The following is a 26424-nucleotide window of genomic DNA, read 5'->3' as shown; positions in this document are numbered from 1 at the left end:
CCCAAGCGACAATTCAAACGCCCAGGGCGGCGAGGTTGACCGATGTATCGCTATGACGAATTCGACGAGCGCCTGGTGCGCGAACGCGTGGCCCAATTCGCCAGTCAGGTCGAGCGCCGCGTTGCCGGCGCGCTGACCGAGGAGGAATTCCGCCCGCTGCGCCTGAAGAACGGGCTCTATCTGCAATTGCACGCCTATATGCTGCGCATCGCCGTTCCCTATGGCACCCTGCACGCGCGGCAGTTGCGCCAGCTCGCCCATATCGCCGATGTCTACGACCGCGGCTACGGCCATTTCACCACGCGGCAGAATCTCCAGTTCAACTGGCCGAAACTGAAGGACGTTCCGGCCATCCTCGGCCTGCTCGCCGATGTCGAGATGCATTGCATCCAGAGCTCGGGCAATTGCATCCGCAATGTCACAGCGGACCATTTCTCCGGCGTCGCCCATGACGAGCTCGAAGACCCGCGCCCAGTCGCCGAATTGCTGCGGCAATGGTCGAGCCTGCACCCCGAATTCGAATGGCTGGGCCGCAAGTTCAAGATCGCCGTGACCGGCGCGGCGCAGGATCGCGCCGTGCTGAAGTCCCACGACGTCGGCGTGCGCATCTTGCGCGACCCCACGACGCAGCAGGTCGGCTATCAGATTCTGGTCGGCGGCGGCCTTGGCCGCACGCCCATGGTCGGCAGGATTCTGCGCGAGTTCCTGCCGCGCGAGAAGCTGCTCAGCTATCTGGAAGCCGTGCTGCGCGTCTATAATCTCGAAGGCCGCCGCGACAACAAATACAAGGCGCGCATCAAGATCCTCGTCCACGAGATCGGGATCGACGCCATCCGCGCCAAGGTCGAGGCGGAATTCGCCGCCATCGATTCCGGGCGCACCGACGTCGATGCTCAGGAATTTGCGCGCATCGCCGCTTTTTTCGCGCCGCCCGCCTATGAAAGCCTGCCCGACGTCTCGCGCAAGCTGGAACAGGCTCAGGCCAGCGACGAAGAGCTGGCGCATTTCGTCGAGCACAATCTCTTCCGCCACAAGCAGCGCGGCTATACGGCGCTGACGATTTCGCTCAAGCCCGTCGGCCAGGCGCCGGGCGACGCGACCTCGCATCAGATGCGCGTCATCGCCGATCTCGCGGAGAAATATTCCTTCGACGAGGCGCGCGTCTCGCATGCGCAGAACATCGTCCTGCCGCATGTGCGTCTCGACGACGTGCCCGAAATCTTCGCCGTGCTGCGCGCGGAAGGCCTCGGCACGCCGAATGTCGGCCTCCTCACCGATATTCTGGCCTGCCCCGGCCTCGATTATTGCGCGCTCGCCACCGCCCGCTCGATCCCGGTCGCGCAGGCTCTGGCGGAGCATTTCGCCGATCCCGCGAAGCAGAAGGAGATCGGCGATTTCAGCATCAAGATCTCCGGCTGCATCAACGCCTGCGGCCATCACCATGTCGGCAATATCGGCATTCTGGGGCTGGAGAAGAAGGGCGCGGAATCCTACCAGATCACCATTGGCGGCGATCCGGGCGAGAATTACGCGCTTGGCGAATTGCTTGGCCCCGGCCTGCCCGCCGAACTGGTCCCGGAAGCCGTCGACCGCGTCGTCGCGGTCTATCTCGCGCGGCGCGAGCCGGGCGAGAGCTTCATCGAGGCCTATCGCCGTCTCGGCCTCGCGCCGTTCAAGGCGGCGTTCAAGGAGATCGCCGATGCTGTTGCTTGATCGCCACGGCCGGAAGGACGATTCCTTTGCCCAGCTGGAGAACGGCAAGAAAATCGCCGGCAAGGCGCCGCTCGTTCCCCTGGCCGCGCTCGAAGCCCAACTTGCGGCGCAAGGCGGCGCGCCGCTCGGCGTGCTGGTCGAGAACAACGTCCGGACGGCGGAGCTGGAGCCTTATTTCGGCAAGCTCGCGCTGATCGCGATCCGCTTCCCCAGCGCCACCGACGGCCGCGGCTTTTCGCTCGCCCGGCAATTGCGCGAACGCGGCTTTATCGGCGTGTTGCGCGCCTCCGGGCCGTTGTTCTCGGACCAGTTCCCGCAGGCGCTGGCCTGCGGCTTCGACGAGGTCGAGATCCCGGACGCCAACGCCGCGCGCCAGCCGGTCGAGCAATGGCTCGCCGCACGCGATCGCATCACCCTCGCCTATCAGCATGAGAACGGCCTGGGCGAGAGCATTCTCGAACTCCGCCGCGCGCGGACGCTCGAAAAGAACCTTACGGGAGCGAAAAATGTCTGAAGACCTTCGCGCCCTCGCCGATGAACTCAACGACGCCTTCGCCAGGGCCGATCTCCCCGCGCGGCTGCGCCTGCTGCGCGACGCGCTCAGCGGACGCATCGTCTTCACCACCAGCCTCGGCATCGAGGATCAGGCGCTGACCGATGCGATCCGGGGGCAGGATCTCGACGTCGAATTCGCCACGCTCGACACTGGCCGGATGTTTCCCGAAACCTATGACCTCTGGGCGAAGACGGAAGAGAAATACGGCTTCCGCATCAAGGCCTATTACCCGAACGCCGAAGCGGTGCAGGCGCTGGTCGCCGATCAGGGAATCAATGGCTTCTATTATGGCCTCGCCATGCGCAAGGCCTGCTGCAATGTGCGCAAGGTCGAGCCGCTCGGCCGCGCCCTCGCCAAGGCGCAGGGCTGGATCGTCGGCCTGCGCGGCGACCAGTCGGACCACCGCGCCGGGCTTCGCTATGTCGAATATGACGCGGCGCGCAACCTCATCAAGGCGAGCCCGCTGCTCGATTTTTCGCGCGACGACGTCGTGGCCTTTTGTGAAGCCAATGGCGTCCCGGTCAACGCGCTGCACGAAAAAGGCTTTGTTTCCATCGGCTGCGCGCCCTGCACGCGCGCCATCCAGCCCGGCGAGCCGGAGCGCGCCGGCCGCTGGTGGTGGGAAAGCGAAGACAAGAAGGAATGCGGCCTGCATGTCGCCGAGGACGGCCGTTTGCAGCGCACAAAGGAATTGGCCGAGGAATTGACCAAGCCATGATCCAGCTCACCCACCTGCAAAAGCTCGAAGCCGAAGCCATTCACATCTTCCGCGAAGTCGCGGCGGAATGCGAAAAGCCTGTCTTCCTCTATTCCATCGGCAAGGATTCGGCGGTCCTGCTGCATCTGGCGATGAAAGCCTTCTATCCCTCCAAGCCGCCCTTCCCGCTGCTCCATGTCGACACGACCTGGAAGTTCCGCGAGATGATCGAATTCCGCGACCAGCGCGTGAAGGATCTGGGGCTGGAGCTGCTGGTCCACATCAATGAGGACGGCGTGAAGGCGGGGGTCGGCCCATTCGCGTCCGGCTCGCGCCTGCATACCGACGTGATGAAGACACAGGCGCTCAAGCAGGCGCTGGACAAATACGGCTTTGACGCGGCCTTCGGCGGCGCTCGGCGCGACGAGGAGAAATCCCGCGCCAAGGAGCGCATTTTTTCCCTGCGCTCGGCGGAGCATCGCTGGGACCCGAAGAACCAGCGCCCGGAGCCCTGGCGGCTCTATAACACCCGCAAGCGCCCCGGCGAAAGCTTCCGCGTCTTCCCGCTGTCCAATTGGACCGAAGCCGACGTGTGGGACTATATCGCCAAGGAAAACATCCCCGTCGTGCCGCTCTATTTCGCCAAGCCGCGCCCCGTGGTGCGCCGCGACGGCTCGCTCATCATGCGCGACGACGACCGCATGACGCTCCGCCCGGGCGAGCAGGTGGAAAACCTGAGCGTGCGCTTCCGGACGCTCGGCTGCTATCCGCTCACCGGCGCCGTCGAGAGCACGGCCTCGACCTTGCCTGAAATCATCGCGGAAATGCGCAATTCGAAGACCTCCGAACGCGAGGGCCGCATCATCGACCATGACGGCTCCGCCTCGATGGAGCAGAAAAAGCAGGAAGGCTATTTCTGATGGCTTACGCTCTGGCGGAAACAGACCGCATCAAAGAGCCCGCCGGCGCGCCCGCCCCGGCGGCGGCGGACAGCGTGCAGGACAAGGCGCTGCTGCGCTTCATCACCTGCGGCTCGGTCGATGACGGCAAATCGACCCTCATCGGCCGCATGCTCTATGATTCGCGGATGATCGCGGACGACCAGCTCGCCGCGCTCGACCGCGATTCCAGGAAATTCGGCACCCAGGGCGGCAATCTCGATTTCGCCCTGCTGGTGGACGGCCTCTCCGCCGAGCGCGAGCAGGGCATCACCATCGACGTCGCCTATCGCTATTTCAAGACCGACAAGCGCAGTTTCATCGTCGCCGACACCCCCGGCCACGAGCAATATACCCGCAACATGGCGACCGGCGCCTCCACCGCCGATCTCGCCATCATTCTCATCGACGCGCGCAAGGGCATCTTGCCGCAGACGCGGCGCCATTCCTTCATCGTCTCGATGCTCGGCGTGCGCGACGTGGCGCTGGCCATCAACAAGATGGACCTCGTCGATTACAGCGAAGCGCGCTTCAACGAGATCGTCGCAGCCTATCGCGAGATGGCGCGCGACCTGAATTTCCGCACCATCGCGCCGCTGCCGATCTCGGCGCTGAACGGCGACAACATCGCCGCTTTTTCCGAACGCACGCCCTGGTTCCAGGGCGAGCCTTTGCTGCGCTTCCTCGAAAATGTCGAGACCGCCGGCGACGAGCCGGGCGAGGCGCCCTTCCGCTTCCCGGTGCAATGGGTCAACCGGCCGAACCTCGATTTCCGCGGCTTTTCCGGCTGGGTGGCGAGCGGCGCGGTCAAGGTTGGCGATGAAGTCGCCTCGCTCCCCTCTGGCCGCACCAGCCGCGTGCAGCGCATCGTGACGCAGGACGGCGATCTCGACATCGCCATCGCCGGGCAATCCGTGACCCTCACGCTCGCCGACGAGATCGACGTCTCGCGTGGCGACGTGCTCGCGGCCGCAGGGCGGCAGCCGGAGATCGCCTCGCAGTCGCAGGCGCGGCTGCTGTGGACGGCGGAAACCGACATGCATCCGGGCGCGTCCTACATCTTGAAGCTCGGCGCGCGCACCGCCAACGCCACCATCGCCAGAATTCACCACCTGGTCGATATTCACACTTTCGACGCGGCGCAGGCGCGTCCGCTCGGCCTGAACGAGATCGGCCTCGCCACGCTGCGTTTCGATCGTCCGATGATCCTCGGCGATTATCGAGACAACCGGGATCTCGGCGGCTTCATCCTGATCGACCGCATCACCAACGAGACCGTGGCGTTCGGCCTGATCGACCCCAAGGCCGCGCCCGACGCCGGCGAGACGGCGGAACAGCCGGCGCAACCGGTCTCCAGCTGGCCGCAGGTGAGGTCCAATCTGAAGCTCCGGCTCGCGCCCGCACTGTTCAGCGGGTTGTGCGTCGGACTCGGCGCCGTCGTCCTTGGCGCGAGCTCCGCCACTGGCGTCGCGCTCGGCCTCGCCGACGCGGTCCTGCGCCCGCTGGCGCGCGGCCTCTATACCGATTATCGCCGCAACGCCTCGCGTCGCGCCGCCGCCCGGCGGACGGCGGAGCGCGACGAGGCGCTCAATGCCGGCGACGGCATCTGAGCGCGGTCAGAAGCCGACGCCCACGCCCCAGCTATAGACGGTAGCGGGGCCATAGACATAGGGACCCGGCCCGTAGACGCGGACGCCGGGTCCTTCCGCAAAACGCGCGCCGCGCTCGGAAACCCCATAGCCGCGCGCCAGCATGCAATCAGCGTAGGCCGCGTCATATTGGCCTTGCAGGCCGAACTGACCGGCCACGGCGGCGGCTTGTTCCGTTGCGGCCCGGGCGCGCTCGCGGCACTCGGAAGCGTCGCGGGCGAATTTCCGGTCGCTGACATGCGGATCGGCGACGGCGCTCACGCTCGGCCCCGAGGGGGGCGGGCCGGCGCAGGCGCCAAGAGTCAGGACAAGGGATAAGACAAGGCAAAGCGCGACAGGCGCGATCCTGGCGGTTTTCATTCGCTCTCTCGTCGGCAAGTTTGGTCTGCGAATATGATCAGGAATCCCGGCGCGATCAAACGTCTGCGTCAGGGCCGACATCGAAATCCCGGCACGAATGGCCGAAGGAGGCCAGCGCGTCTTCCAGATAATCCGGCAGCAAGGGTTCGCCAAGCAGATAGCTGACCGTCGGCGTCTCGCTGCGCTCGCGCGCCTGCGCGACGGCGTTTTCCCAGTCCTTTGGCTCGAAATCGCCGCGGCCGATCCATAACAGGGCGACCAGGGCGGCCGCCTCGTCCACGTCGAGGTCCTCGACGAACTCCTTCAACTCCGCATGAACCGGGCCATAGGCCGCGTCTGTGAGGATCGAACGTTCGCCGTCGTCGGTCGCGTTGGAGGCGTCAGGCTTCGAGCCCTCGTCCTCGCTCAACAACTCCCTCGCCTTGGCGGCGATGAAGCAGACTTTCTGCGGATTGATATCCGGCATGGAGGGGGTGGATTCGTCTATGGTGCGCATGATGGACCCCGTAACGCCGCCTCAAATTGGCCGCCTCGGATTGAACCAGCCACACTATAGACCCTTGCGCGAAAAACGCCTTGCGAAGGGTCAACGATGCGGCTCGATGGTCAGGCTATCGAACCAGCGCGACGCCGGCTGGATGGAATAGCGATGCTCGCCCGTGAAAAAGGCGGCGCCCAGATCCGCCGGCGGGCTGGCGATCTCGTCGAGGTCGATCAATTGCGGCGTTCCGATGAAGCCGTCCGAAGTCATGGTCAGCGAATAGACCAGCCCATGCGCCATTTTCGCGCCGTAATCCGCCGGACGCTTGTAGACGAACAGCAGGTCATGTTCGAGCCAGGACAGATCGCGCGCCGTCACGACCCGCGGATTGGGATAGGGATAAGGCACGTGGCAGAGGATCTCCGGCCCCTCGACACATTTGAACTCGCGCATGGACAGAAAATATTGCGTGAATTTCGCTTCGTCGAAGTCGATCTTGAAGCGCGAGCTTTCGCCGTCCGGGGTGAAGGTCACTGTCCCGACGGTGAGCGCCTTGCCGTCCTCCGCATGCAGGATGATGTCCTTGACGCCATCGAGCGCCGCCTCGCCAGCCAGCGCGGCCGAACCGCACGCCGCCAGAGCCGCGGCGAGACTTGCCGCCAGTAAGAGCCGCCGCCTCATCATGTTCCCCCGATGTGATCGTTCTTTTTCGGGCAGTCTGGGACCGCGCCCGTATTTCCGCAAGCAGGACCATCGAGCCAGACCATGCTGGCGGTCCGAAGCGGCGATGACAGGCGGCGCGGAAAATGCCACGTTCAGGTTTTACGGCGAATTGCGCGGAGGCGCCCTTTGATCCTGCGTCTGGTCTTCATCTCGGCCCTGCTGGCGGGCGCTCTGGCGCTGCCCGGATCCGGGGCGGCCCGGGAAAAGGTGCGCTACGAAACCTCCGCCGCGCCCGGAACCATCGTGGTCGACACGACCAGGCGCAAACTGTTCTTCGTGCTGGGCGACGGAAAAGCGATCTCCTATCCCGTCGGCGTGCCCCGGCGCGGCGCGGAATGGTCTGGATCAGCCAGCGTCAACGGCAAATTTGTCCGGCCGGACTGGATCCCCCCGGACGAAGTCAAGGCCGAGGCGCCCTATCTGCCCGACCGCGTCAGGGGCGGCGCGCCGAACAACCCGATGGGCGCCCGCGCCATCACGCTCGACCGCTCCGACATCGCCATTCACGGCTCGACCGAGCGCATGCGCGCCTCGATCGGCGGCGCCGTTTCGCATGGCTGCATTCGCATGCGCAACGAGGACGTCATCGACCTTTACGACAGGGTCGGCGTCGGAACCCCTGTCCTGATGCTGCCGTAACCGCTTGAACGGCGGGAAGTGAAGCTCAGGCTTGTGGAAGCGGTCAAATGGAGGCATGGTCGGCGCCGAATTCCGCTTCCCCCATTCTCGCTGTCTTGAAGAAGTGCTCCATGAAAAAACATCTCTTCGCCGCCGCCATTTCGGGTCTGCTCGCTTTTTCCCTGGCGCATCCGGCTGCGGCGGAATCCGCCGACGTTTCCGCGCAGGCGCAGGCGCCGCAAAGCGACGCGGACCGCCTGACCCTCATCGAAGCGCGGATCGCCGCCGTGAAGACGGGATTGCAGCTCACGCCGGCGCAGCAGAAGGATTGGGACAACCTGGAAAAGGTCGTTCGCGAGGTCATCACCGCGCGCGCGGCGCGCCAGATCGCCGATGTGAAAGAGGCCGCCGCCTTCCGCGACAAGGACGACGTCGTTTCGGGCATGAAGCTCGCCGCCCGGGATCTGGCCGCGCGCGGCGAGGAGTTGAACCGGGTGGCGGACGCCGCCGCGCCCTTGTTCGCCAGCATGGACCCCGCTCAGAAACATCGCTTCGCGGTGCTTCTGCATTCCTTCTCGCCCACGGCGCAAAAGTGAGCCGTCCCAGGCTCGAAGCTTGAAAAGAGGTTGAGATGCGTAAACGCTTTCTCGCGACCGGCGTAATCGGCCTGTGCGCCATAGCGGCGCTGGGTTCGGCTCTGGCCCAATCGAGCCTGACCGTGCATCCCCGCAGGGGCATCCCGCTGCCCGCCTATGTGACGTCGAACGAGGACTGGCTCAATCCCGGCAATGTGCCGACCCCCGGCGAAGTGGACCGCTCCAACAACTATTCCCGTCTGGTCGAGGATCCCATCGGCAATATCGTCCCGGTCGGCCCGGATTATGGCGGAATGCCCTGGTGACGGGACCAGGCAGGATGATGAAAACGAGGGCCTCGTCGACGTTTCCAGCCGCGTTCATGCCGGGACGCCGGTCCGAGGCTTGAAAAGGGAACCGAGGACCGCCATCCTCCTGACAGGGCGTTGTTTTTTTGGAGGCGCACCGATGCACAAGCGTTTTTTGGCGATCGGCGCGGCCCTAATGTGCGCCTTCGCGGTTTCCGGTCCGGCTCTCGCCCTGTCGAGGCTGACGGTGCATCACGGCCGGGGCATTCCTTTGCCCTTCTTTGTCACCTCAAACCATTACTGGCTCTATGCCGGCCCTATTCCGAAGCAGAGACGCGTCTACGAAAATTACGATTACATCCGCCTCGTCGCGGAACCTGTCGGCAATATCGTCCCTGTGGGTCCGGACTACGGCTTCCCCTGGTGAGCCGCGAGTCGCCGCCCGGATCATGATACGTACCGCAGCCCTGTAGGCCGAAACGCCACCCTTGCGCGCGATCCTCTTCCCTGCTAGCCTTTTCAGCTAATGCCATGGGGTGCTGCCTGAACGGGCGGCTGAGATCAAACCCATTGACCTGATCTGGATAATGCCAGCGCAGGGAAGGCGGGCGGCGAATCCGCGTCTCTTTCTTGCGCCATAATCATAAAGCGTGGGAGAGAATGATGAACGTCCATTCCAAGAACGTCCGCACGCCGGAAAGCGTCACCACCGGCCCTCTGCCCGGCTCGCGAAAAATCTATCTCTCCCCTGCCTGCTCGCCAGACATGCGCGTGCCGGTGCGCGAAATCCCGCTCGATCCGTCCTGCAGCGAGCCGCCGCTGCGTGTCTATGACCCCTCCGGCCCCTATACCGAGACCGATGTCCAAGTCGATCTCGCCGCTGGCCTTCCGCAGGTGCGCGAGAGCTGGATCGCCCGCCGCGAAGGCCTCGAAACCTATCCGGGCCGCCCGGTGAAGGCCGAGGACAATGGCAATGTCTCCGCCGAAGCTCTGGTCGCACCCTGCCCCGCCAAGCGCATCCTGCGCCGTGGTCGTGACGGCGGGCTCGTCACCCAATATGAATTCGCCCGCGCCGGGATCATCACCGAGGAGATGATCTATGTCGCCCATCGCGAGAACCTTGGCCGCGAGGCCGCGCTGGCCGAGGCCGCCGAGCGCATCAAGGACGGCGAAAGCTTCGGCGCCGAGATCCCGGAATTCGTGACGCCGGAATTCGTGCGGCAGGAAATCGCGCGCGGAAGGGCGATCATCCCGGCCAACATCAACCACACCGAACTCGAGCCGATGATCATCGGCCGCAATTTCCTGGTGAAGATCAATTCCAATATCGGCAATTCCGCCGTCACTTCCTCGGTAGCCGAGGAAGTCGAGAAAATGGTCTGGTCGATCCGCTGGGGCGCGGACACGGTGATGGACCTCTCGACCGGCCGCAACATTCACAACATCCGCGACTGGATCTTGCGCAATTCGCCCGTGCCGATCGGCACGGTGCCGATCTATCAGGCCTTGGAAAAGGTCGATGGCGACGCTCTGAAGCTCGATTGGGAAGTCTTCAAGGACACCTTGATCGAACAGGCCGAACAGGGCGTCGATTATTTCACCATCCATGCCGGCGTGCGGCTAGCCTATGTGCCGCTCACCGCCAGCCGCGTCACGGGCATCGTTTCGCGCGGCGGCTCGATCATGGCGCGCTGGTGCCTGTCGAAGCACAAGGAGAGCTTCCTCTATGAGCGCTTTGACGAGATTTGCGACATCATGCGCAAATATGACGTCTCCTTCTCGCTCGGCGACGGCTTGCGGCCCGGCTGCAACGCCGACGCCAATGACGCGGCGCAGTTCGCGGAGCTGGAGACCCTCGGCGAGCTGACGAAAATCGCCTGGGACAAGGGCTGTCAGGTCATGATCGAAGGCCCCGGCCATGTGCCGATGCACAAGATCAAGCACAATATGGACAAGCAGCTGCGCGAATGCGGCGAGGCGCCCTTCTATACCCTCGGGCCGCTCACGACGGATATCGCGCCGGGCTATGACCACATCACCTCGGCGATTGGCGCGGCCATGATCGGCTGGTTCGGCACAGCCATGCTCTGCTATGTCACGCCGAAGGAACATCTCGGCCTTCCCGACCGCGACGACGTCAAGACCGGCGTCATCACCTATCGCATCGCCGCCCATGCGGCGGATCTTGCCAAGGGCCACCCGGGCGCGCGCCTGCGCGACGACGCCATGAGCCGCGCGCGGTTCGACTTCCGCTGGAATGATCAGTTCAATATCGGCCTCGATCCCGACACCGCGCATAAATTCCACGACGAGACCCTGCCCAAGGAGGCGCATAAGGTCGCGCATTTCTGCTCGATGTGCGGGCCGAAATTCTGCTCGATGAAGATCACGCAGGATCTGCGCGAGGAATCCAAGGCCATCGCCGCCGCGCAAGCCGAACAGGCGGTCATTGAGAACGGTTTGGCGGAAAAGAGCGCGGAATTCCTGGAAAAGGGCGCCAAGCTCTATCTGGAAGGCTGAGAACAGTTCCCCGTAATCGCGACGCATCGCGATTACGGAACCCCTTGCATAAGCTCGGCTTCGCGTTCGCTTCCTGACCGGCCCTCATAGGCTCGTGCCTTTGGGGGGCGGCATGTGGCCTTAAGGTGGCGGTCAAGCCGAGGTCAGGCGACCTCGGCTTCCGCCTCGCCGGACGGTTCGACGCCGACCGGCGCCATGATCCCATGTTCGCCCAGGGCGTAATCACGCCCGCGCCAGTGAATCTGGCCGGGAATGAAACTTCCCACGAAAATAACGAAGCTGAACAGGTCGCGCACCGGCCCGAGCCAGAGCGCGTGCCGGTAGCCCGGAAAACGCTGGTCGACCTCGTCCTGCAGGATCATCCGGCAGAGCAGCGCGGTCGCGGTCAGGATCGTCGCAGCCGGCGCGAAGCCGCTGGCGAGCAGGGCGAGCAAGGCCCAGGCCACGGGGAACGAAACCGCCAGACCCAGGTAGCCAAGCGGATCGAGCGCGCGGATCGTCCGCGCCCAGCGCATGTCGCGCCGCCAGACTTCGGCGACATCGCGCTCCGAATGGGCGTGGGCGACGACGAAATCGGCCAGAACCACGTTCAGGCCGCGCTTTCGCACCTCTTCGCCCAGGGCGTAATCATCTGCGAGCTGGTCCTTGATCGCCGCGAAGCCTCCGATGGCCTCCAGTGTGATGCGGCGGAGCGCGATGGTGGCGCCGACGCAAGGCCGCGCCATGTTCAGGGTCACGCCCGTCACGACATTGGGCAGGAAGCCGTAATCGACGCCCATGGCGCCCAACTTCGCCCACAGGCCCGCGAGGGGCATGCCGCGATAGAGGCAGGTGACGAGACCGACGCCGGGCCGCTGCAAGGCCGCCGCCAGACGGCATAGATAGTCCGGCTCGACCTTGATGTCGCTGTCGGCGAGCACGACCAGTTCATGCTCGACGCGGCCGGACAGGTTGATGAGGTTCGAGACCTTGCCATTGGCGCCGTGCTGCGCCGGATCAATGACGAGTTCCACGCTGAGCTTGGCCGGCGCGCCCTCGATCTTGCCCGCGCGGGCCATCGCGACGATGCGCCGCGCCACGGCGGCCGCCGGGTCGTCGGGCTCATGAACGCCGAACAGAATCTGGACCGGCCCAGAATAGCCCTGACGGCAGAAGCTGAGGAGATTTTCGTAAAGCCCCTCCTCCGCTCCATAGAGCGGCTTGAGCACGCTCACGCCCGGCGACTTCCAGGGCTTGACCGGCGCCCGGCAGCGCGCGAAGCGCCGCAGGCTCGCCACCGACAGCAGTGTGTAAAGGCTGGCGGCGATCGCCAAAGCGCAAAACAGCGTCGCGAGCGGCGCCGTGGCGGTCATATCCGCCAAATCGAGCCAGACCTGTTGCATGCCTCCACCCGGATCGTTCAGGGCGTCAAAAAGGATTCGGTGCGCTGCCGCAACGTCGCCTTCGACGCCGCGAAACCGCTATCGCCAAGCCCGCGCAGCGACCGGCGCCATTGCGCCAGCTCGCTCAGCGAACCGTCGACGAGAATATCGCCGATCTTCCAGCCCTGGGGCGTCTGCCGGACGACATAATCCAGCGGCATCGGCGCGCCGGCGGCGAGGATGACCTTGGTGGTGACCACGACATTCCCGTCGCGGGTCTGGGTCTTGTCGTCCCGCTCGAAGCCCTTGCCATTGAAGCCGTCGAGCCGCGCGGCGTAGGAGGCGGCGATATAATCGCCCAGGGCCTGAGCCCATTCCGCCTTCTGCGCGTCAGTCAGCGCGTCCCAGCCGGCGCCAAAGACCGTCTTTGACATCGCCGCCAGGTCGAAGGTGGCGCCGATGGCGGGCCGCAGCGCGTCGTAACGCTGCTTCACGCTCAGCTGCCCCAGTTTTTGAATCACCTCGAGTTGGCCGTCCTGCAATTGCTTGACGGCGGCCACGGCCTCGGCGGAATCGTCGGCCCGCGCCGCGGCCAAGGCCGGGATCGTCGCGAGGGCGGCGAGAAAGAAACGACGATCAAAGACCATGGGGCTCCTCACGGCCCGCGAATTTTTCGCGGAAGAAGAATTCGCGCAGGCTGGAGCCCTCCATGCGCCGCCAGACCCAGAGGCCTGGCGCGCCACAGACGAAATCCGGAATGCGCTTCACGAGAGACAAGGCGATAGCGGTGGGAGAGCCGATGCCGAAGGCGGCGCAAAGAGCGATGAAGCCGCCTTCCTGCACGCCCCAGGCGCCGGGAATGAGAAAGCCCGCCGCCTTGACCGCATGGCCGAGGCTCTCGATCGTGATCGCCGTCGCGAATGAGCGCGGATCGCCCAGCAGATAGAGCGCCAGCCAGATTTCCAGCGCGCCGACGAACCAGATCGACATATGGATCAGCAAGGCGGCGGTCAGGCCGGAGCGGCGACGCAGGATGACGTCCAGTCCCGCGCGCAGGGCCGGCAGGCCGCTCACCGAATCCCAGCCGGTGCGCCGCTCGACATGTTCCGCCACTTTGTCGAGCCAGCCCATAGCGAGAAGGCGCGGCGCGAGCCAGAAGCCGGCCAAAGCCGGCGTCATGATGACCATGCCCGCGAGAATGCCGAAGGTCAGGTCGGTGTCCGCGCCGCTGTCGAGCAGAAAGAACACGCCGACCAGCGTGAAGACGACCTGCGTCGCCGTCTGCGCCAGCAGATCGACGACGACGCTCGCAGAGGCCATGCCGCCCCGGACTCCACTGGTTTGCAAAAGGCGGGCGCCGAGGAGGTCGCCGCCGATCTGCGCCACGGGCAGCAGGTTGTTGATGGACTCACGCACCCAGCGCAATTTGCAGAACAGCCAGGGCTTTGGCCGCGGCTTCGGCAGCAGGGCGCGCCAGGCGAAGCTGGACAGGAAGGTCTGGGAGAGGCGGATGGCCGCGACCCACAGGGCGCCAAAGCCGACGGAGGCGAAGGCGCGCGCGACATCGTCGGCGCCCTCATAGAGGGTCAGCGCGGCGAACAAGGTCAGCCCCAGCAGCAGGGCAAATCCGGCGGCGGTTTTCATTAGAACGGACTTAGCGGGAATTTGGCGGGGTGTCAGCCCAGGCGAGCGGCGGCATGTGCGATTTTCCGAATGTGTGGCCCGAAAGGAACGGTTTTGGTTTACGACTCAAGACGTTTCCTTTCTCGCCTCATTTGCGAGGCGCCTTGTCCTTCGGCGCGCCCGCGCGCGCAAAAGCGTCCGCGAACGCGTTGCCTGCGGCAGGGCGGGACGGTTCGCGACTGGAGGCCGCTCCCTTGCCGGCCTGCGGCGCAATTCGCGCCGGGCCTCGCTCCGGTTGAGGCGCATTGCGCGCCGAACGGGCGTCGAAGGCGTCGTCGAGCCGCATCGTGAGGGCGATGCGTTTGCGGGCGGCGTCCACCTCCAGAACCTTGACCTTGACCACGTCGCCAGGCTTGGCCGCCTCGCGCGGGTCCTTGATAAAGCTCCTGGACATGGCGGAAATATGGACAAGTCCGTCCTGATGCACGCCAATGTCCACGAAGGCCCCAAAGGCGGCGACATTGGTCACCACTCCTTCCAGCACCATGCCGGGCTTGAGGTCTGACAGCTTTTCCACACCTTCCTGGAACGCGGCGGTCTTGAACTCGGGACGCGGATCGCGGCCGGGTTTCTCCAGCTCGCGCAAAACGTCGGTCACCGTCGGCGCGCCAAAAGTTTCATCGACGAAATTCTTCGGCGACAGGCCGCGCAGGGTTTTCGAATCGCCGATCAGGGCGCGGATATCGCTTTTTGCGGCCGCCAGGATCTTGCGCACCAGCGGATAGGCTTCTGGATGCACGCCGGAGGCGTCTAGCGGATCGTCGCCGTCGCGAATCCGGAGGAAGCCCGCGCATTGCTCGAACGCCTTGGCCCCGAGCCTCGGCACTTTCTTGAGCTGGTCGCGCGAGCGGAAGCGGCCATTGGCGTCGCGATGGGCGACGACATTGGCGGCGAGATTCGCCCCGAGCCCGGAAACCCGCGCCAGCAAGGGCGCCGAGGCCGTGTTGAGATCGACGCCGACGGCGTTGACGCAATCCTCGACCACGGCGTCGAGCGAACGCGACAATTTGCCTTCGGCGAGATCGTGCTGATATTGCCCGACCCCGATCGACTTCGGATCGATCTTGACCAGTTCCGCCAGCGGGTCCTGCAGCCTGCGGGCGATGGAGACGGCGCCGCGCAGGGTCACGTCGAGTTCAGGCAATTCATTGGCGGCGAAGGCCGAAGCCGAATAGACCGAGGCGCCCGCCTCCGAAACCATGATCTTGATCAGCTTCTGCTCCGGCAGCTTGGCGACGAGTTCGGCGGCGAGCTTGTCGGTTTCGCGCGAGGCCGTGCCATTTCCGATCGCGATCAGCTCCACCTTGTGCAGGCGGCACATCCGGCCAAGCGCGAGCAGGGCGTCGTCCCAGCGACGTTGCGGCTCGTGCGGATAGATCACGCCGGTCTCGACCACCTTGCCGGTGGCGTCCACCACCGCCACCTTGACCCCCGTGCGGAAGCCGGGGTCCAGCCCCATGGTGGCGCGCGGCCCGCCCGGCGCGGCGAGCAGCAGGTCGCGCAAATTGCCGGCGAAGACCTTGACCGCCTGATCCTCGGCGTTCTGCCAGAGCCGGGCGCGCAGATCGACGCTGAGCGAAATCTTGATCCGCGTGCGCCAGGCCCAGCGCGCGCAGTCGGTCAGCCATTTGTCGGCGGGACGGCCGCGATCGGCGATTCCGACGCTCGTGGCTATGGCGCGCTCATAAGCGACATCGCCCTGGGCGGCGGCGTCCGCCGCGTTTTCCGGCTCCAGCGCGAGATCGAGCATCTCCTCCTTCTCGCCGCGGAACAAAGCCAGGATGCGGTGGGAGGGGAGTTTGGTCAGCGGCTCGAAGAAATCGAAATAATCGGCATATTTGGCGCCTTCCTGCGCCTTGCCGTCGCGAACCTTCGAGACAATGCGCCCCCGCGACCAGAAGGCTTCGCGCAAGGTCCCGATCAGGTCCGCCTTTTCGGAAAATTGTTCGACCAGAATGGACCGCGCGCCGTCCAGCGCTTCTTCCGGCGTCTTCACGCCCTTGTCCTCATCGACATATTTTTGCGCTTCCGCACGCGGATCGCGCATGGGGTCGGCGAGCAGATCGGCGGCGAGCGGCCCTAGGCCCGCCTCGCGCGCAATGGTCGCCTTGGTCCGGCGCTTCGGCTTGTAGGGCAGATAGATGTCTTCGAGCTTGGCCTTGGAGTCCGCGCCGAGAATCTCGGCTTCGAGCTGGGGCGTCAGCTTGTCCTGCGACTTCACCGAATCGATAATCGCCTTGCGGCGTTCCTCCAGCTCGCGGAGATAGCGTAGCCGCTCCTCCAGATTACGCAGCTGGGTGTCGTCCAGCGCGCCGGTCGCCTCCTTGCGGTAGCGGGCGATGAAGGGCACGGTCGAACCGGCGTCCAGCAGCTCCACGGCGGCCGCGACCTGCCGCTCCTCCACCTTCAGCTCCTGGGCGATGCGGCGGGCGATCGAAATCATCGGCGACTCCATTTCCGTGCGGGCCGCGCTTTTAACGCTGCGAGGGGCGCGGGTCAAAATCCGGAAAAAGCCCTATTGTGGATAAATCTCGCTTGCGCCCGGAGAATTGCGGCTTTGCCGAATTGACAGACGCCCGCGCCTCGGAAACGATGGCCAGATCATGCCCGCAGTCCCGCGCACCAAGCCGCACGCTGTCTCTCCCGTCAATCCCGCCGCCAGCGGGACGGCCGATGCTGGCGTGGTCAACGCCGGCGCGGTCGACCCGGCCGCTCTGGGCGCGGCCGCCGAGCAGGCCAGCGAATTTCTGAAATCCCTCGCCAATCCGGTCCGGCTGCGAATTCTGTGCCTGCTGGCCCAGGGCGAGTCGCCGGTTGGCGACATCGCGGAAAAGCTCGCAGCGCGCCAGAGCTTGATTTCACAGCATCTCGCCCTGCTGCGCAAGGATGGGCTGGTGCGTCCCCGCCGTGACGGCCAGACCATCTATTACGCCCTGGCCGACGAAAGGGCGGGTAAGCTCATCGGCGTGCTGTACGAATCATTCTGTCCCGCCAAGCCCGCCTGAGAAAGCCGGCCTGAGCATCTTGCCATTTTGCAAGAGGCCGTCGCGGCCTCTTGCAGTCGCCTCTGCGCGCTCCAATCTCCCCGGCTTGAAGGAGGCGACATGACACTTGCCCATGACACGACAACGCGAAAAATCATTGCTGTGACGCGCGGAGAGGCGACGTCCGACGGCGCCGGCGTCAAGATGACCCGCCTGATCGGCTCCCGCGCGCAGGGTCCGATCGACCCGTTCCTGATGCTGGATTATTTCGGCTCGGAGCGCGCGGGCGATTATATCGGCGGTTTTCCCGATCATCCGCATCGGGGCTTTGAAACCGTGACCTATATGCTGGCCGGGCGCATGCGGCATTGGGACAATCACGGACATTCCGGCGTGATCGAACCCGGCGACGTGCAATGGATGAAGGCCGGGCGCGGCCTGATCCATTCCGAAATGCCGGAACAGGACGAGGGCCTGATGCGAGGGTTCCAGCTCTGGATCAACCTGCCCGCCGCCGAAAAAATGGCGCCGCCCGCCTATCAGGAGTTCAAGGCGGCGGAAATCCCGGTGGAGGAGCGCGGCGGCGCCCGCGTCAAGATCGTCGCCGGGACCGGCGCGACCGGCGTCGAGGGGCCGGTTCGCGCGCCCCATGTCGACGCCCTCTATTTCGACATCGAACTGGCGCCGGGCGGCGAATTTCGCCAGCCGCTGCCGGAAGGCCACGCCGGTTTCTTCGCGCTTTATGAAGGCTCGGCCCTGGCGCCGGGCGAATCCGGGCCTATAGCTCTTGAAGCCCTGAGCCTCGCCACGCTTGGCAATGGAGCGGATGTCACGCTGACCGGCGGCCCGCAGGGCGCCCGCGCGTTGCTGCTGGCGGCGCGTCCCCTGCGCGAACCCGTCGCCTGGGGCGGCCCCTTCGTCATGAACACGCGGGCGGAATTGATGCAGGCCTATGAGGACTACCGGCAAGGCAAGTTCTAGGGCGCAAGATCTTGGGCGAGGATCTGGTTCTTGGGCGAGCGTCTAGGCGGCGGCCCCGCGCCCCCGCGACGGCGTTTCGCGCGCCGCGCGGCGCGCCAGAGCGCCATTGAGCGCCCGGGTGGCGCGCGCCCATTCGCTGCGCAGATCGTCCAGATAATCGTCGCCATAGAGCGCGAAAGCCTCGGGGGCGGCGGCGCGCCGGCTGCGGCACAGGCGCGCCAGCGCAGCGGCGCCGACATTGCCGGCGCTGCTCTCCAAGGCATGCGCCTCGCGGCGGAAGGCGGCGAAATCGCCCTGTTCCAGGGCGAGCGCCATGTTTTCCAGGATCTGGGCGGCTTCGGCGATGAATTGCGCGATCAGTTCATGCAGGAACTCCTCGCCGCCGAGACGCGCCAGCGCATCCAACGCCTCCGGCGCGAGGATCGGCGCGGGTTCGGCGTCGATCGCTTGAGCCGGCGCTTGAGGCGGCGCCGCTTTCGCGCGCCCGGCCTCTGCAGCAAGCAGCGCGTGGTCAATCGCGGCCAGCAGGGCGTCGGGCGCGATCGGCTTGGTCAGGCAGGCCGCCATTCCCGCCTCGAGACATTCGTCGCGGCGCTCGGGACTGGCGTCCGTCGTCAGGGCCAGCACCGGCGCGCGGCGGCTGTCCGGGACGCCGAAGCGATAGAGCCGCGCGGCGTCGAGGCCATTGATCCGGGGCAGGTTCAAATCGAGCAGGATCAGGTCGAAGGCGCCGTTCAGCATGGCGTCGAGCGCGGCATGGCCGTCCTCGACGCAGGTCGTCTCGAAGCCGCCGCCGGCCAGCATCGCCGCGAGGATCCTGCGATTGACGCCATTGTCCTCGGCCAGCAGGATCTTGCGGCCCGCGAGGCGCGGCGCTCTCGTTTCGGAGATGTCGGCGGATTCGGGCGCCCCGCTCGCCAGGCGGCTCAGCCGCGCGGTCATCCTTTGCGCCGTGGCGATCTGGTCGGCCTCTCCCTCCCGGGCGACAAGGCAGACCGCGAAAAGCCGCGCCAGCCTGAGCGTGTCGAACGGATCGGGCGCGACGACGCAGACCGGCTCGCGCCGCTGGCGCCGCCCGCCGCCGCCAAGTCCGTCGAGACGCAACGCGGGCGCGACAGCGGATTCCGCCGCCGGCGCCGCCGCGTCGCGTTCCGCCGCCAGTTCGAACCAGAACAAGGCGCCCCGGCCGGGCGCGCTTTCGACCCCGATGCGGCCGCCCCGGGCCTCAAGCCGGCGCCGGGCGATGGCGAGGCCGAGGCCGCTGCCGCCGAAGCGCGGCGCAATGTCCGGCCCTGCCTGGACGAAAGCCTCGAAGATCCGCTCCTGGGCGGCCTTGTCGATTCCGATGCCGGTGTCGCGCACCTCGAAGCGGAGCCGGATATCGCCGCCGTCGCCCGGCAGGAGGCGGACGGCGATCGCCACCGCGCCTGACGATGTGAATTTGACGGCGTTGCCGACGAGATTGTGCAGGATGTCGAGCAGGAGGCCGGGCTCGGCGCGGATATGCTGCGGCGCGCCAGCCTCCAGGCACAGGCCCAGCCGCACGCCCTTCTTGTCCGCCTCCACCGCGAGCAGATCGCGCAGGGACAGCAGCAGGGCGAACAGATCGACGCGCTCCAGCCGCGGCGCGGCGCTGCCGATATCGTCGCGGGATACGCTCAGCAGCGCCTCGATATGCCGCAGCAGAATATTCGCCGCGCCCGAAAGCGTCTGCACCATGTCCCGCTGGCCCGCGTCGAGGCCGCTCTGTTTCAGCAATTCGCCGAGGCCGAGGATCGCAGTCAGCGGCGTGCGCAATTCATGGCTGACATTGGCCAGCAGGAGGGTCTTGGCGCGATTGGCGCGCTCGGCCTCGGCCCGCGCCTCGTTGAGCCGCCCCAGCAGCACCGCGCCATAGGCGGGAATCACAATCAGGGAGCAGAACAGTCCGGCGGAAAGCGCGGCGTTGGCCTGCCAGAACGGCGTCATCCAGATGGCGAAGGCGAAGCCGACCGCCGAACTGGCCACGGCTACGCCCATATAGGCCAGCCCGAACCGCACCCCATAGCCGAGGATCAGCCAGAAATAGATCGTGGCAAGATAGGCCGAGGCGGCGTCGCCCTGGCTGAGGCCGACGGAGATGAAGACGACGTCGGCGCAGACGGAAAGGACCCGCCGCATCGCATTGGGCGCGGGCCAGAACGCCAGATGCGCCTGGGTGAGGCCAATCAGCAGGATATAGCCTTCCAGCCAGGGCAGGCCCCGGACCAGATAGCTGTGCGCCGTCGCGCCGCCATAATGGGCGTGCAGGGACGCAGCCGACAGAACCACCAGGGCCAGGCACAGGCGGTTAAGAAGGATCCCCTGCTCGGGATTTTCCCGTGCGACGCTCATCCGGCGCGACGCCAGGGCGAATGTGCGCTTTCGCGCGCCGGCCCATGTGGAAAGGGTTGCGGAAACGATCGACTTCATGCCCGGCGCGCCTCGATCCGAGGAGCGGACGCGCCCGGGCGCGCGGCGAGCAGCGAGCCAAGGTCGCGCAGGGCGAAGGGCGCGCCAAAACAGGGGCCTTGCGCGCGGCTCACGCCCACGCGCCGCAGAGCGCTCAGCAAGGCGGTCGAGGAAACGCCATCGGCGAGCAACAGGGGCCCGCGCTTCAAGGCGTCTCCCTCCACGAATTGCGCGACCGCGTCCCGAAGGACGCGCGCCGGTTCGACGCCCCGGGCGTCCCGGCATGGGAGCCTGATCTCGGGGCGCCAGCCTTGCCCCCGCGTCCCGTTGCAGGTCAGGGCGAGCGCGGCCTCGCAAGCCTCGACAAGCGCGGCCGGGCGGCGCGCGGTCTGGGCAAGGCTTCCGAGATCGAGCGTGAGGCTGACGCCAGCCGTTCCGAGCGCCGCAAGCGCCCAGCTCGCGCGCGCTTCGTCCGCAACGATTTCCCCGGCGCACAGGATGAAATCAAGCCGCGACGGCCTGACGCAAGCCTCGGCGAGCAACAGCGGCAAGCGCAGCAGGAAATCGTCGAGATCGTCCGCATCGAAGCCGAGGCGAAGGCAAATGCGAAACGAATCATCGGCGGAAAGGCGGCCGTCCGCCGCGCAGGCCAGCGCGACGCGCAGGGCCTCGGCGTCGTCGGCTGACGCCGCGGACCCGCCGCTCAAAACCTGCACGCCGGCCAGCGCGCCTGTATGGAGATCGACGATAGGCGCAAGTCCCCATTGCTCCGGCGGCGCCATGTTATTCTCGACCCGCCAGGCTTCGCGGGCGGAGCGGCGCGCCTCGCGCAGGCACTCCACCGCGCGCTGCCGGGGCGCGCCTTCGCCGGCGCGCGGAAGCGCCGTGCCGATGCTGAAGGCGGCGACCCCCTTGAAGGACGAGCGCGCGCGGACCACCCGCCGGGCCAGCGCCCGGGCGTCGGGCGGGCCGCCGACGTGGCCTTGCAGCAGGACATAGCGCGACGGATCGATCCTGATGGCGAGGTCGCCGCCGCGCAGGTGCCGCGTGAACGCCGGCGTGAGGTCCAGAGATTGATCGGCCAGCGCGATCTCGATGAAATGAAAGGCGTAGCCGCCCTGGCCGCAGCGGTCGAGCAGGCGGCGGGTTTCGTCGTCCCATTGGTCGTCCGGCTCTGCCGGAGGCTGAACTTCAGCGGGCAGAGCGGGCGCCGCCGCGCCCCGGCTCAGCTTGAGCAGGTTGCGGGCGCGGGTGAGGAATTCGCAATGATCGACCGGCGCCTGCAGGAAATCGGTCGCGCCGCTCTCCAGCGCGCGCAGCCGCAATTGCCGCCGATCGTAAATGGTCACCATCATGATCGGAACGCCGCCCGAATGGGGCAGGCTGCGGAAACGCGAAATGAATTCGTCGCCGACAATCCTCGGCATCTCGTAATCGGTGACGATGAGGTCGACGCGATTGGCCGCCAGCCAGGTCAGGGCTTCCTCGGGATCGCCAAAGGCGCGGACTTCCACGCCCTGGCCGATCGTGCGGGCGAGCTGGGTATAGATCGCCCGGTTGGTCGCCCGATCATCGACGATTACGACAAGACACATAAACGAACCCGGTTACATATCCGGGGCGCCGCGCCTGTATTGCGCTGTGAACAACACCAAGCGAACGGCGGACGCCGCCGCGGGCCGCTCGTGGGCTCCGGTGCGCCCAGTTTCGGTCAAACTCATTAAGTAATTGTTCCGACTACGCCTTAAATGCCATGAGCGATGCAGAAACGCTGGTTAAAACGGCGACAGGCGGGCGATTCCCCGCGCGTCGGCCGCCGCCGCGGCGCTCGCCAGCCGCGTCCCGTCGAGAACGAGATCGGGCGCGATTTCGGCCAGCGGCAACAGCACGAAGGCGCGCTCCAGCGCGCCGGGATGCGGCAGGATCAGCCGCTCGTCGCTCCAGCGCAGATCGTCGTAAAACAGCAGATCGATATCGATGACGCGAGGCCCCCAGCGCCGCGTCTCGCGACGGCCCATCGCCTGTTCCGTCGCCTTGATCAGGTCGAGCAGCGGCAGCGGGTCGAGATTCGTGCGCGCCAGGGCGCAGGCGTTGATGAAATCCGGCTGGTCGGTCACGCCCCAGGGCTTGGTGGAATAGAGCGACGACACGGCGTCGAACACGAGCCCCGCCTCCCGCAACAAATCCACGGCGCGGCGCAAGCTGGCCGGCGCGTCGCCGAGATTGGCGCCGAGGCCGAGGCCGATGCGATGCTCCTCTGCGGCGATCTCAGGCGCGGTCAAATTCGCTCCAGACGTTCAGGGCGGCGACATGTTCTGCGACGTCATGGACGCGAAAGATCGCCGCGCCGCGCGAGAAGGCGCGCAAATGGGCGGCCAGAGTCCCCGCGAGGCGGTCTTGCGTGGGCGCGCCCGAGAGAGCGCCGATAAAGCTCTTCCGCGAAGCGCCGATCAGCACGGGCAGGCCATATTTTTCACCGAGCGGGCCGCAGGCGTCGATGGCGAGCAAGTTCTGCCGCAAGCTCTTGCCGAATCCGACGCCGGGATCGAGCACGATTTTTTCACGCGCGATCCCCGCAGCGCGCGCAAGCTCCATCGTCTCGTCGAAAAAGGCGAACATGTCGGCGACAATGTCGCGGTCGGGGTCGATCTCGGCGCAATGATGCATCACGACCAGAGCCGCGCCGCTCTCCGCCGCGACCTCGGCCATGGCCGGGTCCGCGCGCAAGCCGGAGACATCGTTGATCATGGCCGCGCCGAGCGCCGCCGCGCGACGGGCGATCGCCGCCTTGGTGGTGTCGATGGAAACCGGCAAAGCGACGTCTTCGATCAAAGGCGCCAGCACTTTTTCGAGCCTTGCCCATTCCTCGGCTTCCTCCACCGGGACGAAGCCGGGCCGGGTCGATTCCGCGCCAATGTCAACCATGTCCGCGCCCGCCGCCGCCATCGCCCGCGCATGGGTCAGGGCAGCCTCGACCGCGACGAAGCGCCCGCCGTCAGAGAAGGAATCCGGTGTGACGTTCAAGATGCCCATGACCAGCGGCTTGACCTGCGGCTTGGCGCCGATGCGCGCGACAAGGTCATCAGCGGCGGCCCGGGCCTTGGCGAAAACTTCCATCGCGCCCTCCGTTGCGGGAGCGCCGGTTTAGGCCCTGCGCGGCGGCAAGTAAAGTTTTGGCAAGTAAAGTTCAGCCGGCGGCCATTTCGCGCTCGTCGAGCGCCACCGCCTTGACCAGCGCGAACACCTCGACGCCCGGCGCGAGCCGCAGCTCATCGGCAGCCATGCGCGTCAGCGAAGCATAAAGCTGCTCGCCGCCCGCCAGTTCGAGCAGGGCCAGAGCCAGCGCCCCGTCGCCGCCGGCGACGCGTATGATACGGCCCTTGAGCACCGTGCGGATCGAGGTTTCCAGCGGCGGCCTGCGCGCCAGAGCGACATCGACCGCCTTGACATAGATGCGCGTCGTCGCCCCGGGCGCGGCGACTTTTCCCGCCGCGAAAATCTCGCCGGACGGATGATGCAGCCGGGTCAGCCCATAATGGGCGTCGAAATCGGACGCCGTGCAAGTGAGGCTTGAACCGACGCCGAAACGCTCGGACGGATTTTCAGGCCGTGCGCTGGCGAAGATCGCCTCCGGCGCGCCGACTTCCCTGACCTTGCCGCGCTCGATCATCACGACCTGCCCGGCCAGCCGCATGACCTCCTCGATCTGATGCGAGACCAGCACGATCGGAATGGCGAACTGGTCGCGGGTCATTTCCACCAGCCCCATCGCCTTGCGGCGCCGCGCCACGTCGAGCGAGGCGAAAGGCTCGTCCATCAGCAGAATGTCCGGCGCCGCGAGCAGCGCCCGCGCTACCCCGACGCGCTGGCGTTCGCCGCCGGAAAGATCGATCGGGCGGCGATCCATCAGCGCGCCAATGCCGAGCTTGTCCACGACTTCGCCCATCGGCAGGCGCCGGGCGCCGCGCGGCGCGAAAAAAGCGCCGAAACGCAGATTCTGCCGCACATTGAGATGCGGAAACAGCATGGCGTCCTGAAACACCAGCCCGACGCGGCGCTTGCGAGTCGAAAGGAATATCCCCTTCCCGCTATCCGCCAGCACCCGCCCGCCGACGACGATGCGGCCGCGATCCGCCCGCGCCAGACCGGCGATGAGGTCGATCAAGGTCGATTTGCCCGAGCCGGACGGGCCGAACAAAGCCGTGACGCCCGCAGAACTGGCGAAGGAGACGTTCAGGTCGAAATCGCCGCGGCTGAGCGCCACGTCCACCTCGATCATGACGACACTTTCCGGCGCGGCCGCATGCGGCGGGCGAGCAATTCCGAGGCGACAAGCGCGCTGATGGCGAGGCCGGCGGCGATAATGGACAGCGACAGCGCGCCCATGTCGCCGCCCGGCGTCTGGGTGAGCGTATAGATCGCGGCTGGAATAGTGCGCGTCTCGCCGGGGATGTTGGAGACGAAGGTGATGGTCGCGCCGAACTCGCCCAGAGCCTTGGCGAAGCCGAGGACCGCCCCGGCGATCAGGCCGGGCGCGGCAAGCGGCAGCGTGACCAGCAGGAACACCGCCGGCGGCGGCGCACCGAGCGAGGAGGCCGCGCGCTCCAGTCGAGGATCGACTGCCTCCAGCGACAGGCGGATCGCCCGCACCATCAGCGGAAAGCCCATCACCGCCGAGGCCAGAGCCGCGCCGGTCCAGCGAAAGGCGAAGACGATGCCGAAATGATCGGCGAGGAAAGCGCCCACTGGCGCCTTGCGCCCGAAGGTGAGCAGCAGCACGAGGCCCGTGACCACCGGCGGCAGCACCAAAGGCAGGTGGACGAAGGCGTCGAACAGCATCTTGCCGGGGAAATTCCAGCGCGCCAGCGCATAGGCCACAAATACCGCGAAGGGCAGGCTGCAGAAGGTCGCGGCGAGGCCGACCCGCAGGCTCAGTTCGATGGCGGAAATCTGCTCGGGCGTCAGCGCGAGGTCCGACCAGTTCATGCGAAAAACTCGCGCCGCTGCGCCGCGACCGGGATGGCGGCGCGCACCCTGGCGACCAGCGCAGGATCAAGCCGCGCCGTGACGAAGCCCGGACCGTCCGAGGCCATAGCGATTTTGTGGCCCCACGGGTCGCAGATTAGCGAATGGCCATAGGTCAGGCGCGTCTCGTCCTTCACCCGATGGGCGCCGACCTGCGCAGGCGCCAGAAAATAGCATTGCGTCTCGATGGCGCGGGCGCGGCAGAGCACCTCCCAATGGTCCTTGCCGGTCTGGAGCGTGAAGGCGGCGGGCAGCACGATGGCTTGCGCGCCGCGCGCCGCAAGGGCCTGAAACAGAGCCGGAAAGCGGATGTCGTAGCAGATGGCGCAGCCGAAGGTCACGCCCTCGGCCTCATAGGTCACGACCTGCTCACCGGGCTTGAACACGGCGCTTTCGCGGTAGGACGCCCCGTCCGGCGTGGTCACGTCGAACATGTGGATCTTGCGATAGAGCGCAATTTCCCGACCCTGACGGTCGAATACGGCGGTAGTGTTGGAAAGCCTCTCGCCGTCGGCGTTCCTTTCCAGAAAGGAGCCGGCGTGGATGAAAAGTTCATGTTTCGCCGCGAGTTCGGCGCAAAGAGCATAGGCCGGCCCTTCGCGGAGGACTTCCGCCGCCTCGAATTTCTCGGCCTTCGAGCCGCCAAGAAAATCGAACACTTCCGGCAAGGCGATCCAGTCCGGCTTTTCCAGCGCCACGGCCTGCTCGATCAAGCGCCGCGCCTGGGCCAGATTGGCGGCTTTGTCGCCGGTCGAATTCATCTGGATGACGCAGGTCTTCATCGTGGCTCCGCTATTGCACAGTCAAAAAAGCAAGTTTGGC

General features: G+C 66.2%; 26 protein-coding genes and 1 riboswitch. Of the genes, 12 read left to right on the top strand and 14 right to left on the bottom strand.

The window, feature by feature from the left end; all coding sequences use genetic code 11:
* The first annotated feature begins 42 nt into the window (after positions 1-42).
* Genes QM467_RS01985 through cysN form a run of 5 tightly spaced genes read left to right on the top strand, consistent with a single transcriptional unit; the run spans position 43 to position 5514 of the window.
* Complete coding sequence (locus tag QM467_RS01985) at positions 43-1713, top strand: nitrite/sulfite reductase (protein ID WP_283364600.1); 1671 nt, start codon at positions 43-45, stop codon at positions 1711-1713.
* Positions 1700-2227, top strand: a complete 528-nt coding sequence (locus tag QM467_RS01980; protein ID WP_283364599.1) for a DUF934 domain-containing protein — start codon at positions 1700-1702, stop codon at positions 2225-2227. The genes QM467_RS01985 and QM467_RS01980 overlap by 14 nt, the downstream gene beginning before the upstream one ends.
* Positions 2220-2987: a phosphoadenylyl-sulfate reductase gene (locus QM467_RS01975; RefSeq protein WP_283364598.1), complete on the top strand. Its 768-nt coding sequence runs from the start codon at positions 2220-2222 to the stop codon at positions 2985-2987. Before QM467_RS01980 ends, QM467_RS01975 begins: the two co-directional genes overlap by 8 nt.
* A complete protein-coding gene (gene cysD / locus QM467_RS01970; RefSeq protein ID WP_283364597.1) occupies positions 2984-3886 on the top strand; it encodes a sulfate adenylyltransferase subunit CysD in 903 nt (300 codons plus the stop codon). Before QM467_RS01975 ends, cysD begins: the two co-directional genes overlap by 4 nt.
* A complete protein-coding gene (gene cysN / locus QM467_RS01965; RefSeq protein WP_283364596.1) occupies positions 3886-5514 on the top strand; it encodes a sulfate adenylyltransferase subunit CysN in 1629 nt (542 codons plus the stop codon). Before cysD ends, cysN begins: the two co-directional genes overlap by 1 nt.
* A 6-nt stretch (positions 5515-5520) precedes the next feature.
* Here cysN and QM467_RS01960 read toward each other — a convergent pair whose 3' ends face one another.
* From QM467_RS01960 to QM467_RS01950, 3 genes are all read right to left on the bottom strand, one after another.
* The gene (locus tag QM467_RS01960; RefSeq protein ID WP_283364595.1) at positions 5521-5913 is read right to left on the bottom strand and encodes a hypothetical protein; all 393 of its coding nucleotides are present in this window, start codon (positions 5911-5913) and stop codon (positions 5521-5523) included.
* 55 nt (positions 5914-5968) lie between these two features.
* Positions 5969-6409 carry a DUF3775 domain-containing protein gene (locus QM467_RS01955; protein WP_283364594.1) on the bottom strand — a complete coding sequence of 147 codons (441 nt, stop codon included), beginning with the start codon at positions 6407-6409 and terminating at the stop codon, positions 5969-5971.
* Between the two features lie 90 nt (positions 6410-6499).
* A complete protein-coding gene (locus QM467_RS01950) occupies positions 6500-7075 on the bottom strand; it encodes a hypothetical protein (protein WP_283364593.1) in 576 nt (191 codons plus the stop codon).
* Positions 7076-7243: 168 nt separating this feature from the next.
* Here QM467_RS01950 and QM467_RS01945 point away from each other — a divergent pair, with 168 nt between their 5' ends.
* From QM467_RS01945 to thiC, 5 genes are all read left to right on the top strand, one after another.
* Positions 7244-7756 (top strand): L,D-transpeptidase, encoded by a 513-nt coding sequence (locus QM467_RS01945; protein WP_283364592.1) that lies wholly within the window; start codon positions 7244-7246, stop codon positions 7754-7756.
* Positions 7757-7866: 110 nt separating this feature from the next.
* Positions 7867-8331, top strand: a complete 465-nt coding sequence (locus QM467_RS01940; protein ID WP_283364591.1) for a Spy/CpxP family protein refolding chaperone — start codon at positions 7867-7869, stop codon at positions 8329-8331.
* A gap of 35 nt (positions 8332-8366) precedes the next feature.
* Entirely contained in the window at positions 8367-8636 is a 270-nt protein-coding gene (locus QM467_RS01935) for a hypothetical protein (RefSeq protein WP_283364590.1), read from the top strand.
* 142 nt (positions 8637-8778) lie between these two features.
* The gene (locus QM467_RS01930; protein WP_283364589.1) at positions 8779-9045 is read left to right on the top strand and encodes a hypothetical protein; all 267 of its coding nucleotides are present in this window, start codon (positions 8779-8781) and stop codon (positions 9043-9045) included.
* Between the two features lie 95 nt (positions 9046-9140).
* A riboswitch (TPP riboswitch) is annotated at positions 9141-9237 on the top strand.
* 44 nt (positions 9238-9281) lie between these two features.
* Entirely contained in the window at positions 9282-11138 is a 1857-nt protein-coding gene (gene thiC, locus QM467_RS01925; protein ID WP_283364588.1) for a phosphomethylpyrimidine synthase ThiC, read from the top strand.
* Positions 11139-11281: 143 nt separating this feature from the next.
* Here thiC and hpnI read toward each other — a convergent pair whose 3' ends face one another.
* The 4 genes from hpnI to QM467_RS01905 all read right to left on the bottom strand — a co-directional run bounded on the left by hpnI (position 11282) and on the right by QM467_RS01905 (position 16625).
* On the bottom strand, positions 11282-12520 hold the full coding sequence (gene hpnI, locus QM467_RS01920) for a bacteriohopanetetrol glucosamine biosynthesis glycosyltransferase HpnI (protein ID WP_283364587.1): 1239 nt from the start codon (positions 12518-12520) through the stop codon (positions 11282-11284).
* 17 nt (positions 12521-12537) lie between these two features.
* Positions 12538-13146, bottom strand: coding sequence for an ABC transporter substrate-binding protein (locus tag QM467_RS01915; protein WP_283364586.1), 609 nt, complete (start codon positions 13144-13146; stop codon positions 12538-12540).
* Positions 13136-14143, bottom strand: a complete 1008-nt coding sequence (locus QM467_RS01910; protein ID WP_283364585.1) for a lysylphosphatidylglycerol synthase domain-containing protein — start codon at positions 14141-14143, stop codon at positions 13136-13138. The genes QM467_RS01915 and QM467_RS01910 overlap by 11 nt, the downstream gene beginning before the upstream one ends.
* A 127-nt stretch (positions 14144-14270) precedes the next feature.
* Complete coding sequence (locus QM467_RS01905; RefSeq protein ID WP_283364584.1) at positions 14271-16625, bottom strand: Tex family protein; 2355 nt, start codon at positions 16623-16625, stop codon at positions 14271-14273.
* 160 nt (positions 16626-16785) lie between these two features.
* Between QM467_RS01905 and QM467_RS01900 the strand changes: the two genes are divergently transcribed.
* Entirely contained in the window at positions 16786-17187 is a 402-nt protein-coding gene (locus QM467_RS01900; RefSeq protein WP_342395090.1) for an ArsR/SmtB family transcription factor, read from the top strand.
* A gap of 99 nt (positions 17188-17286) precedes the next feature.
* Positions 17287-18147 (top strand): pirin family protein, encoded by an 861-nt coding sequence (locus QM467_RS01895; protein ID WP_283364583.1) that lies wholly within the window; start codon positions 17287-17289, stop codon positions 18145-18147.
* A gap of 42 nt (positions 18148-18189) precedes the next feature.
* On the opposite strand, the gene QM467_RS01890 is transcribed toward QM467_RS01895, so the two are convergent.
* The 7 genes from QM467_RS01890 to QM467_RS01860 form a co-directional block, all read right to left on the bottom strand.
* A complete protein-coding gene (locus tag QM467_RS01890; RefSeq protein WP_283364582.1) occupies positions 18190-20598 on the bottom strand; it encodes an ATP-binding protein in 2409 nt (802 codons plus the stop codon).
* The gene (locus QM467_RS01885) at positions 20595-22172 is read right to left on the bottom strand and encodes a response regulator (protein ID WP_283364581.1); all 1578 of its coding nucleotides are present in this window, start codon (positions 22170-22172) and stop codon (positions 20595-20597) included. The genes QM467_RS01890 and QM467_RS01885 overlap by 4 nt, the downstream gene beginning before the upstream one ends.
* Positions 22173-22352: 180 nt before the next feature.
* Positions 22353-22859, bottom strand: a complete 507-nt coding sequence (gene folK, locus QM467_RS01880) for a 2-amino-4-hydroxy-6-hydroxymethyldihydropteridine diphosphokinase (protein ID WP_283364580.1) — start codon at positions 22857-22859, stop codon at positions 22353-22355.
* Positions 22846-23694, bottom strand: coding sequence for a dihydropteroate synthase (gene folP / locus QM467_RS01875; protein ID WP_283364579.1), 849 nt, complete (start codon positions 23692-23694; stop codon positions 22846-22848). Before folP ends, folK begins: the two co-directional genes overlap by 14 nt.
* A 70-nt stretch (positions 23695-23764) precedes the next feature.
* Positions 23765-24856, bottom strand: coding sequence for a molybdenum ABC transporter ATP-binding protein (gene modC, locus QM467_RS01870; RefSeq protein WP_283364578.1), 1092 nt, complete (start codon positions 24854-24856; stop codon positions 23765-23767).
* The gene (gene modB, locus QM467_RS01865) at positions 24853-25563 is read right to left on the bottom strand and encodes a molybdate ABC transporter permease subunit (protein WP_283364577.1); all 711 of its coding nucleotides are present in this window, start codon (positions 25561-25563) and stop codon (positions 24853-24855) included. Before modB ends, modC begins: the two co-directional genes overlap by 4 nt.
* Positions 25560-26384, bottom strand: coding sequence for a carbon-nitrogen hydrolase family protein (locus QM467_RS01860; RefSeq protein WP_283364576.1), 825 nt, complete (start codon positions 26382-26384; stop codon positions 25560-25562). The genes modB and QM467_RS01860 overlap by 4 nt, the downstream gene beginning before the upstream one ends.
* Between the last annotated feature and the right edge of the window lie 40 nt (positions 26385-26424).

The organism is Rhodoblastus sp. 17X3 (assembly GCF_030056575.1).
GTDB lineage: Bacteria > Pseudomonadota > Alphaproteobacteria > Rhizobiales > Beijerinckiaceae > Rhodoblastus.
The sequence above is the reverse complement of the archived record's forward strand: the minus strand, read 5'-3'. Positions and strand labels throughout refer to the sequence as shown.

Bases quoted from the DNA above. Each gene is read 5' to 3' on its own strand.
- cysD (WP_283364597.1), top strand. From the start codon at position 2,984: ATGATCCAGCTCACCCACCTGCAAAAGCTCGAAGCCGAAGCCATTCAC.
- cysN (WP_283364596.1), top strand. From the start codon at position 3,886: ATGGCTTACGCTCTGGCGGAAACAGACCGCATCAAAGAGCCCGCCGGC.
- QM467_RS01885 (WP_283364581.1), bottom strand. From the start codon at position 22,172: ATGTGTCTTGTCGTAATCGTCGATGATCGGGCGACCAACCGGGCGATC.
- QM467_RS01900 (WP_342395090.1), top strand. From the start codon at position 16,786: ATGCCCGCAGTCCCGCGCACCAAGCCGCACGCTGTCTCTCCCGTCAAT.
- QM467_RS01905 (WP_283364584.1), bottom strand. From the start codon at position 16,625: ATGATTTCGATCGCCCGCCGCATCGCCCAGGAGCTGAAGGTGGAGGAG.
- QM467_RS01930 (WP_283364589.1), top strand. From the start codon at position 8,779: ATGCACAAGCGTTTTTTGGCGATCGGCGCGGCCCTAATGTGCGCCTTC.
- QM467_RS01980 (WP_283364599.1), top strand. From the start codon at position 1,700: ATGCTGTTGCTTGATCGCCACGGCCGGAAGGACGATTCCTTTGCCCAG.
- QM467_RS01975 (WP_283364598.1), top strand. From the start codon at position 2,220: ATGTCTGAAGACCTTCGCGCCCTCGCCGATGAACTCAACGACGCCTTC.
- thiC (WP_283364588.1), top strand. From the start codon at position 9,282: ATGAACGTCCATTCCAAGAACGTCCGCACGCCGGAAAGCGTCACCACC.
- QM467_RS01890 (WP_283364582.1), bottom strand. From the start codon at position 20,598: ATGAAGTCGATCGTTTCCGCAACCCTTTCCACATGGGCCGGCGCGCGA.
- QM467_RS01940 (WP_283364591.1), top strand. From the start codon at position 7,867: ATGAAAAAACATCTCTTCGCCGCCGCCATTTCGGGTCTGCTCGCTTTT.
- hpnI (WP_283364587.1), bottom strand. From the start codon at position 12,520: ATGCAACAGGTCTGGCTCGATTTGGCGGATATGACCGCCACGGCGCCG.
- QM467_RS01950 (WP_283364593.1), bottom strand. From the start codon at position 7,075: ATGAGGCGGCGGCTCTTACTGGCGGCAAGTCTCGCCGCGGCTCTGGCG.
- QM467_RS01860 (WP_283364576.1), bottom strand. From the start codon at position 26,384: ATGAAGACCTGCGTCATCCAGATGAATTCGACCGGCGACAAAGCCGCC.
- modB (WP_283364577.1), bottom strand. From the start codon at position 25,563: ATGAACTGGTCGGACCTCGCGCTGACGCCCGAGCAGATTTCCGCCATC.
- QM467_RS01935 (WP_283364590.1), top strand. From the start codon at position 8,367: ATGCGTAAACGCTTTCTCGCGACCGGCGTAATCGGCCTGTGCGCCATA.
- QM467_RS01910 (WP_283364585.1), bottom strand. From the start codon at position 14,143: ATGAAAACCGCCGCCGGATTTGCCCTGCTGCTGGGGCTGACCTTGTTC.
- QM467_RS01985 (WP_283364600.1), top strand. From the start codon at position 43: ATGTATCGCTATGACGAATTCGACGAGCGCCTGGTGCGCGAACGCGTG.
- folP (WP_283364579.1), bottom strand. From the start codon at position 23,694: ATGGAAGTTTTCGCCAAGGCCCGGGCCGCCGCTGATGACCTTGTCGCG.
- QM467_RS01955 (WP_283364594.1), bottom strand. From the start codon at position 6,409: ATGCGCACCATAGACGAATCCACCCCCTCCATGCCGGATATCAATCCG.
- QM467_RS01960 (WP_283364595.1), bottom strand. From the start codon at position 5,913: ATGAAAACCGCCAGGATCGCGCCTGTCGCGCTTTGCCTTGTCTTATCC.
- modC (WP_283364578.1), bottom strand. From the start codon at position 24,856: ATGATCGAGGTGGACGTGGCGCTCAGCCGCGGCGATTTCGACCTGAAC.
- QM467_RS01895 (WP_283364583.1), top strand. From the start codon at position 17,287: ATGACACTTGCCCATGACACGACAACGCGAAAAATCATTGCTGTGACG.
- QM467_RS01915 (WP_283364586.1), bottom strand. From the start codon at position 13,146: ATGGTCTTTGATCGTCGTTTCTTTCTCGCCGCCCTCGCGACGATCCCG.